Origin of the sequence: Chitinophaga ginsengisoli, from assembly GCF_003014595.1 — a bacterium.
GTDB classification, from domain to species: Bacteria; Bacteroidota; Bacteroidia; order Chitinophagales; family Chitinophagaceae; genus Chitinophaga; species Chitinophaga ginsengisoli.
This window is the reverse complement of the sequence record NZ_PYGK01000043.1, coordinates 1-1,956: the sequence shown is the minus strand read 5'-3', so window position 1 is coordinate 1,956 and position 1,956 is coordinate 1. Positions and strand designations below refer to the sequence as shown.

The following is a 1,956-nucleotide window of genomic DNA, read 5'->3' as shown; positions in this document are numbered from 1 at the left end:
TACTGATAATGTTTTACCTCTTGCCATGACTTAATTTACTAAGAATCATGGTTCCAAGATATTTTTTCGTCCTTTTTTTTACTAAAAATAAAGAGAGTGCCTCAATTACTTTTGAGACACCCTCTTTTTATTTATTCAATTAGGTTACGGAACCTCTATCAAATAAGGTGACTCTGGATTTGCCGTCTTTATATACCTGTCCGCAGATGGTAGCGTATAAATGCTATTCTTAGTCGTATTAGCTTTATAAATTGCTACACTACCAGTTTCCAGCAATAATAACTGTATAAGTTATATTGTCATTCTTATCAACGTTTATCTCTTGAACAAATAAATTACCTGAAAGGTTAAGTAGATTATCCTCATACACAAGGCAATCTACGGTTCTTAATGGGGCATAGTTGAAGAAGAGTTTATTATCAACGTTGAACACAAGTGATATTCAAGCTTAAAGATGCATAAAAGATCCCTGAGTATGCTTTGAACAAAAAGAAACAAGCGCCCAAAACATACGCTAATATTTCAGACAGTGTTTTTATAATATCAAGAGTACACATTTTTATTTTTGTAGAAAAGGTAGTGACAAAGCATTAGACTGAAAATACAAACTAGTTGGTATTTTGAAAATCGCATAATTCTAACTAAGAAGACTTACCGCTATTAGGCACAAGGCAAAACGCTGGAGATAATATCTCCGGCGTTTTTGTTTATCATTAAGAGAACACTGTAACACAGCTAAAGGACGATCACCAACTCCGCTATCTTGGCCGCAACTTCTACCATCGTATCCTCTGAAGTACTAAGACCACTTCGCGAACCAAGCAAGGGACTTACTTCACGTAGAGCTTCATAATTTGTGTTATGTACAATTGGAACAAGTAGATCTCGAGCCAACAGAGCCGAAAGTTCTTTGTCAGCGATTCCCTCTCCCTTGAGGCGCTGCAATAGCGAAGGAGTTACCAACACGATTCCAATTCGTGACTTCACCAATCCCTTGTCAATTTCCCGAAGCAAAGGTGAACCCAACAAGACGTCTTTTTCACTAAACCAAACAGAGACTCCTTTAGACTCAAGCAGATCGTGAAGCTCTTTGGCAGGACCTTTTCGGTCGTCCCATGCGTGACAAAGAAAAACATCACGAAGCTCTGGTATGGTTGATCGTTTTTCAACATTTTCACGAACAGGTGTAAGTGTCCGTACCTCGGCAGGTGTGTACATAATGGTAGAACCGGCTCGCGACCAACGCGGCTTAGTGCTTTTTGCAGTTGTAGTTCCGCTGCTTCGACTACTGAATTTCTCCGACGAAGAGTAAGATGATGAATAAGATGAGGGCGAACTATAGCTGCGATAACGATTACCACATGCGGGGCAGTCTGCTGCTGCACTCGCTGTACGATGTCCACGTACTGGTGCAGTACATCTAGCCATAATGTTAAATTTTAATTTGATTTAATTAATTAATTCCTCAAGCTGTGAGGAAGTATATAACCAGGTTTCTCCAGTATTTATCCAACCATCACGCTGTGATATAAGCGTCATATTTATGGCTGCTCCTCTTTAATGTCCCAGTATTTAATCCTTCGGCTTATGTTTGTGAGGTTTTAAATCAGGATGTTTAGGTTTATTAGGAGGATCGACCCGTCTTCTCTTATCATCTGTACCATCTTGCTTTTTAGGTTTGGGGCCTGGTTTAATTGCTTGAATCATTTTTCCATAACAATAATTTTTTTTGAGGTCAAAAATTTTAAACGAATTTAGGTATTAAGGTCATACAAAGACAAAATAAGAACAGGGGAAAAATCCTGTTTTTAATGTTGTTCAAATTCCATATAATCTTCAAGTTGCTTATAATCAAAATTAGTTGGTTCCGGGTAGAGCGGATCGTTACCTCCCCGCTCCCCCACAGACCCGTACGAGCGGATTTCCCGCATACGGTTCCTCTGTCTACGGTTTCGC

The 1,956-nt window shown here is 39.2% G+C and carries 1 protein-coding gene; it reads right to left on the bottom strand.

Features of this window, described 5'->3' with window-relative positions; genetic code table 11:
* Positions 1 to 735: 735 nt before the first annotated feature.
* Positions 736 to 1,428: a toll/interleukin-1 receptor domain-containing protein gene (locus tag CLV42_RS33575; protein WP_106606321.1), complete on the bottom strand. Its 693-nt coding sequence runs from the start codon at positions 1,426 to 1,428 to the stop codon at positions 736 to 738.
* Between the last annotated feature and the right edge of the window lie 528 nt (positions 1,429 to 1,956).